The sequence below is a fragment of the Stenotrophomonas sp. HMWF023 genome, from assembly GCF_003060985.1.
Classification (GTDB): domain Bacteria; phylum Pseudomonadota; class Gammaproteobacteria; order Xanthomonadales; family Xanthomonadaceae; genus Stenotrophomonas; species Stenotrophomonas lactitubi.
Genome location: NZ_QAIJ01000082.1, coordinates 1 through 5504 on the forward strand (window position 1 = coordinate 1; position 5504 = coordinate 5504).

Here is a 5504-nt window from a genome sequence, read left to right on the forward strand (position 1 = left end):
GGGACGTACTTGCAGCGTCCCCCGCCATCTGCCCCCTCCCCGCCATCCCACGGAATGCACGCTTTTGCCGTTGCCGTTGCTCCGGCCTCTGCGGGTGCAGGGCGCAGCCCTGCCGGCAACACACCCCCTACCAAGGTAGGGCGGCCCGCGCGCCAGCGCCGGACTATGCTCGAACCATGACTTTGTCTGGGAGGGCTGCGTCATGAATTACGAGGAAACCTACCGCCGTTCGATCGACGAGCCGGAGTCATTCTGGGGCGAGGAAGCCAAGCGCATCCATTGGCACAAGCCGCCGCAACAGGTGCTCGACTACAGCAACCCGCCGTTCCGGCGCTGGTTCGTCGGTGGCGAAACCAATCTCTGCTACAACGCCGTCGACCGGCATCTGGCCGACCGCCCGGACCAGCTCGCACTGGTCGCCATCTCCACCGAAACCAACAGCACCCGCGAAGTCACCTATCGCCAGCTGTATCGCGAAGTGAACGACTTCGCCGCCGTGCTGAAACATCTCGGTGTCGGCCACGGGGATCGCGTGGTGATCTACATGCCGAACATGGCCGAGGCCGTGTTCGCCATGCTTGCCTGTGCACGTATCGGTGCGGTGCACTCGGTGGTGTTCGGTGGCTTCGCCGCACACAACCTCGCGCTGCGCATCGACGATGCCAAGCCGAAGCTGCTGATCGCCGCCGATGCCGGCATGCGTGGCGGCAAGCTCATTCCGTACAAGGCGATGGTCGATGCTGCCTGCGCCGAAGCCAGCAATCCGCCGCCGCATGTGCTGATCGTGTCGCGCGGGCTGGATCCGGCCGAGCCCCGCATCGAAGGGCGTGATGTCGAGTACGCCAGCCTGCGTGCGCAGATCGGGCAGACCGATGTGCCGGTGCAATGGCTGGAGTCGAGCGAGCCCAGCTACCTTCTGTACACCTCCGGCACCACCGGCAAGCCGAAGGGCGTGCAGCGCGATGTCGGTGGCTATGCGGTGGCGATGGCGCAGTCGATGCAGACCGTGTTCGACTGCAAGCCGGGGCAGGTGATGTTCTCCACCTCCGACGTCGGCTGGGCCGTGGGCCATTCCTACAACGTGTATGGCCCGTTGATCGGCGGCTGCACCTCGCTGCTGTATGAAGGGCTGCCGACCAACCCGGATCCGGGTATCTGGTGGGCGCTGTGCGAGCAGTACAACGTACGCACGATGTTCTCTTCGCCGACGGCGATCCGCGTGCTGAAAAAGCACGATGCCGATTTCATCCACCGGCACGACCTGGATGCGCTGAAGTATCTGTTCCTGGCCGGCGAGCCGCTGGACGAACCGACCGCACACTGGATCAGCGACGCGCTGGGCAAGCCGATCATCGACAACTACTGGCAGACCGAAACCGGTTGGCCGGCATTGACCCTGCTGCCTGGGCTGGACATGAAACCGGTGCGTTTCGGCTCACCGGGTTTCCCCAATCTTGGCTACCGGATGAAGGTGATCGACGAGAACACCGGTGAAGAAGTGGCTGCCGGGCAGAAGGGCGTGCTGGTGATGACGCCGCCGTTGCCGCCGGGCTGCATGAGCACGGTCTGGAATGACGACAGCCGCTTCCTGCAGAGTTACTTCAGCCACTTCAAGGAACTGCTGTACAGCTCGCTGGACTGGGCCATCCGCGATGACGATGGCTACACCTTCATCCTGGGCCGCACCGACGATGTGATCAACGTGGCCGGCCACCGTCTGGGCACGCGTGAGATCGAAGAGGCCATCTCCAGTCACCCGCGCGTGGCCGAGGCTGCGGTGATCGGGGTGAAGGACGAGTTGAAGGGGCAGGTGCCGCTGGTGTTCGTGACGCTCAAGCAGGGCCTTGATGGCGAAGACCCGGCTGCGGTGGTGGCCGAGATGATGGCCACGGTGACCGCTTCGCTGGGGGCGGTGGCGCGGCCGGCGCACGTGCACGTGGTCAACGCCCTGCCCAAGACCCGTTCGGGCAAGTTGCTGCGGCGTTCGCTGCAGGCATTGGCCGAGCAGCGCGATCCCGGCGATCTGTCGACGCTGGACGACCCGGGCGCGCTGGAAGAGATCCGCCGCGCGCTGGGGCGCTGACCCGGTCCTGTAGAGCCGAGCCCATGCTCGGCTGCCCGGGTCAGGTACACGCAGCCGAGCATGGGCTCGGCTCTACAGAGATCCAGCGGTGCTGCAGCGCAGCTTCCTCGCCGCCACCGGTGCGCTAAGCTCGCCCCGGGGAGCGTGCCCGCAACGGCACGCATGCGTATCGCATCGAGGGAAGGGGGAGCTATGGCACTGCTGCATGCCAAGACGGCCGCTGGCCGCCAGGAGATCGAAGACCGCGCCCGACGTCTGCCGGCGGCGCTGCGTTCGATCCTGTTGATGGTTGACGGCCAGCGCGATGAAAGCGAACTGCGCGGCTTGTTCGAGGGACTGCGCGCACCGCAGGATGCGCTGGAACAATTGGCCGCACTCGGCCTGATCGAAGTGGTCGGCGGCAGGGCCGAGCCTGCCCCGCAGCGCGGACTCTGCAGCGGCCGCGAGCAGGATCCGGCGCTGTACCAGCAGTTGTACGACGCGATGAGCGATGCCGTGCGCCGCCATCTCGGCCTGAAAGGCTACTTCATGCAGCTGAAGATCGAGCGCTGTGCCGACGCGGTCACCCTGGAACGGCTGTGCCCGGAAATGATCACCGCGATCGGCAAGGCGCGCAGCCCGGCGCTGGCACAGCGCTGGTGGCAGGAGATCCAGGTGTCGCTGGCACCGGTCACTGCCGAGGTCGTGCCCGGCTGACACGCGGGGTAAAGTGGTCCGCTCTTTTTCCGCCCAGGAGCCCCGCATGCAGGACGACACCGATACACCCGGTTGGGATGCGATCAATGCCGCGCTGGCGCCGCTGTACGCCGGCCAGGAGCCGCGTCACTTCGGTACCGCGTTGCCGTACACGCTGGGTGGCCAGGATCCGCTCGACGGCATCAGCGTGTACTGGGCAGAAGCACCGGTTCCGCATTGGCACTACGTCACCTACGGCCTGTCGGAACTGTATGCAAAAGAGAGCAGCGATGCGGCCACCAGTGGCTACGGCTTCGAGCTGACGTTCCGTCTGGCTGCGGACAAGGGTGAGCATGCGGACAGCACGCCACCGGCGTGGCCGATGAACCTGCTGCAGAATCTGGCGCGCTATGTGTTCAGCAGCGGCAATGTGTTCGAGGATGGACACCACCTCAACGCCAACGGCCCGATCGCGCTGGAGACCGACACCCGGCTTTGCCATCTGGCGTTCATTGCCGATCCGCAGTTGCCCGCGCGCGTTACCTCCAATGGGCAGCTGCAGTTCCTGCAGGTGGTGGGGCTGACCGACGAGGAAATGGATGCGATCAAGCGCTGGTCCACGCGCGGTGTGCTGCAGGTGCTCGAGCCGGCAATGCCGTTGTGGATCACCGATCTGCATCGCGGCAACCTGCTGGACGATCCGGCGCTGGCCGCGCAGGTGCAGGCCGGCAGCGAGCGTGAGGGATCCAGTACAGGCATGTTGTTCATCGAGACGCTGGACTGGCGGCAGACGGCGGACATCACCACGCTGGTGCTGGGGGCAGGGCAGGTAGGCAGCGTGGGTGAACTGCTGCCACTGCGCCTGCGCCACGGCAAGTCACTGACGCTGGTCAGCCGCGAACGGCAGTGGGAGTTCATGCCTGCCACCGATGGCGCCGCCACGGTCGAGGGCGACAGCGTGCGCTGGGTGATGGACGACGCGGCGTTGCAGGCCTGGCAGGACGTGCGGCCGGAACGCGGAACCTACACGGTGTCGAGCACGTTGCAGGTTGAAGTGGTGCCGACGTTCCTTCGCGATGCGAAGGGCGAAGTGATCCGCGAAATCGGCTGACAGCGTCGATGGAGCCGATGGGGTCAGAGCCGTTCGCGATGCGAACGGATCCGACCCCGGTTCGATCAGGCCAGGCCTTCGGCCTTCAGCGCCGCCTGCACGCCCGCATCGGCGTCCATGCGCGCCTTGTAGGCGGCCAGGTTGTCCAAGCCCGACAGGTCGACCTTGGTGCCGGCCGCCCAGCGCAGGGTGATGTAGAAGTAGGGATCGGCGAAGCTGCGGAAACCGGCCAGCCACGGCTTGTCGGCCAACTGCTTGTCGGCGGTCTCGAACAGCGCGCGCAGGCGCTTGTGTGCAGCGGCGCGGATCGCGTCGTACTGCCCTTCATCGGCGATGAACTTGCCCGGCGAGAACAGCGGCGAGAACGCCGGGTGCACGTCGGAGTTGACGAAGGCCAGCCAGCGGGTGGCTTCAGCGCGCTGGCGCGGGCTGCCATCGCCGCTGAGACCGGCCTGCGGGTAGCTGTCGGCGATGTAGCCCATGATCGCTGCGTTCTGCAGCAGCACGAAGTCGCCATCGACGACCGCCGGCACGGCGCCGGCCGGATTGATCTTGAGGAATTCCGGACCCTTCAGGGTGTCCTTGTTCAGCAGTTCGACCTCGAACGGCTGGCCGGTCCACTGCAGGGCGATGTGGTCGGCGGTGGAACAGGCACCGGGCTTGCTGTACAGCTTCATGGGAACTCCAGGCGGGGTGTGGCGGGAAACCCCCACTATCCCAGAGCCCAGCCGCACGCGGCAACGCTGCCGCCGGCAACGGATCGTTACGACTGCCGGGGCTTGAGGTTCTGCACCTTGTAGAAGGTGTGATCGCCGATGGTGGCCACCTGGTAGGCGTTGCGCCAGTTCGGGCTGGCAATGGCCAGCGCAGCGAAGTGGCTGGCACCGGGCACGATCTCGCGCCGCTCACCGGCCGGCAGCGCCCAGTTGCGCTCGGCGTCGAAGGCCACGTCCATCGCTTCACTCCAGGCCGCATCGTTGCCCAGCTGGGTGCCGGGGGAGACGATGGTGGGGGCGAACTGCTTGCGCGCGGTCACCACCTGGCACATCGAGTCGCCCCAGAGGCCGCTGTCGAGGCGACGCAGGGCGACCTCGGCCACGGCCTGCTGGCCACGCAGGGTCTGGTCGCGGGCTTCCAGGTAAACGGTGGTGCTCAAACACAATGAATCAGCGGCCGGCTGCGGCAACAACTGCGACAGCCAGAGAATCCAGGCCAGTTTCATATAACTCCTTGCTCCGTGTGGGACGCACCTAGCGGTTCCGGCAGCGCAGGCTGCTGGAGGCGGGGTACGACTTGGCGTCATGGGGAGGCGGCCATCGGGGCTGCCCCGTGGGCGGCCCCAAGAACACGATCGTGGATCGATCGGCGGGGTCCGCACCGGCTCACCGGAAACTGGCTGGTGAGCGGAAAGATGGCGCAAGGTAGGGGGGCATTGCCGAACGCATCCTGAATCGTCCGGCTTGACATTCAGCTTGGGGGCCGGTGACGGAAATCACATTCCGGCCCCCATTCAGGTGTAGATCAGAGCGCGGCGGCGACCCGGCTGCCCTGATCGATGGCACGTTTTGCATCGAGTTCGGCGGCCACATCGGCACCGCCGATCAGCTGTGCGGCGATGCCGGCGGCTTGCAGTTC

5 protein-coding genes are annotated in these 5504 nt (G+C 66.2%); 3 read left to right on the top strand and 2 right to left on the bottom strand.

The window, feature by feature from the left end; all coding sequences use genetic code 11:
* Positions 1-202 precede the first annotated feature (202 nt).
* The 3 genes from prpE (at position 203) to DBR20_RS03410 (ending at position 3869) form a co-directional block, all read left to right on the top strand.
* A complete protein-coding gene (gene prpE / locus DBR20_RS03400) occupies positions 203-2083 on the top strand; it encodes a propionate--CoA ligase (protein ID WP_108265178.1) in 1881 nt (626 codons plus the stop codon).
* A 192-nt stretch (positions 2084-2275) separates the two neighbouring features.
* On the top strand, positions 2276-2779 hold the full coding sequence (locus DBR20_RS03405; RefSeq protein WP_108265179.1) for a hypothetical protein: 504 nt from the start codon (positions 2276-2278) through the stop codon (positions 2777-2779).
* Between the two features lie 46 nt (positions 2780-2825).
* Entirely contained in the window at positions 2826-3869 is a 1044-nt protein-coding gene (locus DBR20_RS03410; protein ID WP_108265180.1) for a suppressor of fused domain protein, read from the top strand.
* Between the two features lie 65 nt (positions 3870-3934).
* Here the strand turns inward: DBR20_RS03410 and DBR20_RS03415 are convergent, their stop codons facing one another.
* Together DBR20_RS03415 and DBR20_RS03420 are read right to left on the bottom strand one after the other, a co-directional pair.
* A complete protein-coding gene (locus DBR20_RS03415; RefSeq protein ID WP_108265181.1) occupies positions 3935-4546 on the bottom strand; it encodes a glutathione S-transferase N-terminal domain-containing protein in 612 nt (203 codons plus the stop codon).
* Positions 4547-4632: 86 nt separating this feature from the next.
* The gene (locus tag DBR20_RS03420) at positions 4633-5091 is read right to left on the bottom strand and encodes a cell wall hydrolase (protein WP_025878087.1); all 459 of its coding nucleotides are present in this window, start codon (positions 5089-5091) and stop codon (positions 4633-4635) included.
* Positions 5092-5504 lie beyond the last annotated feature (413 nt).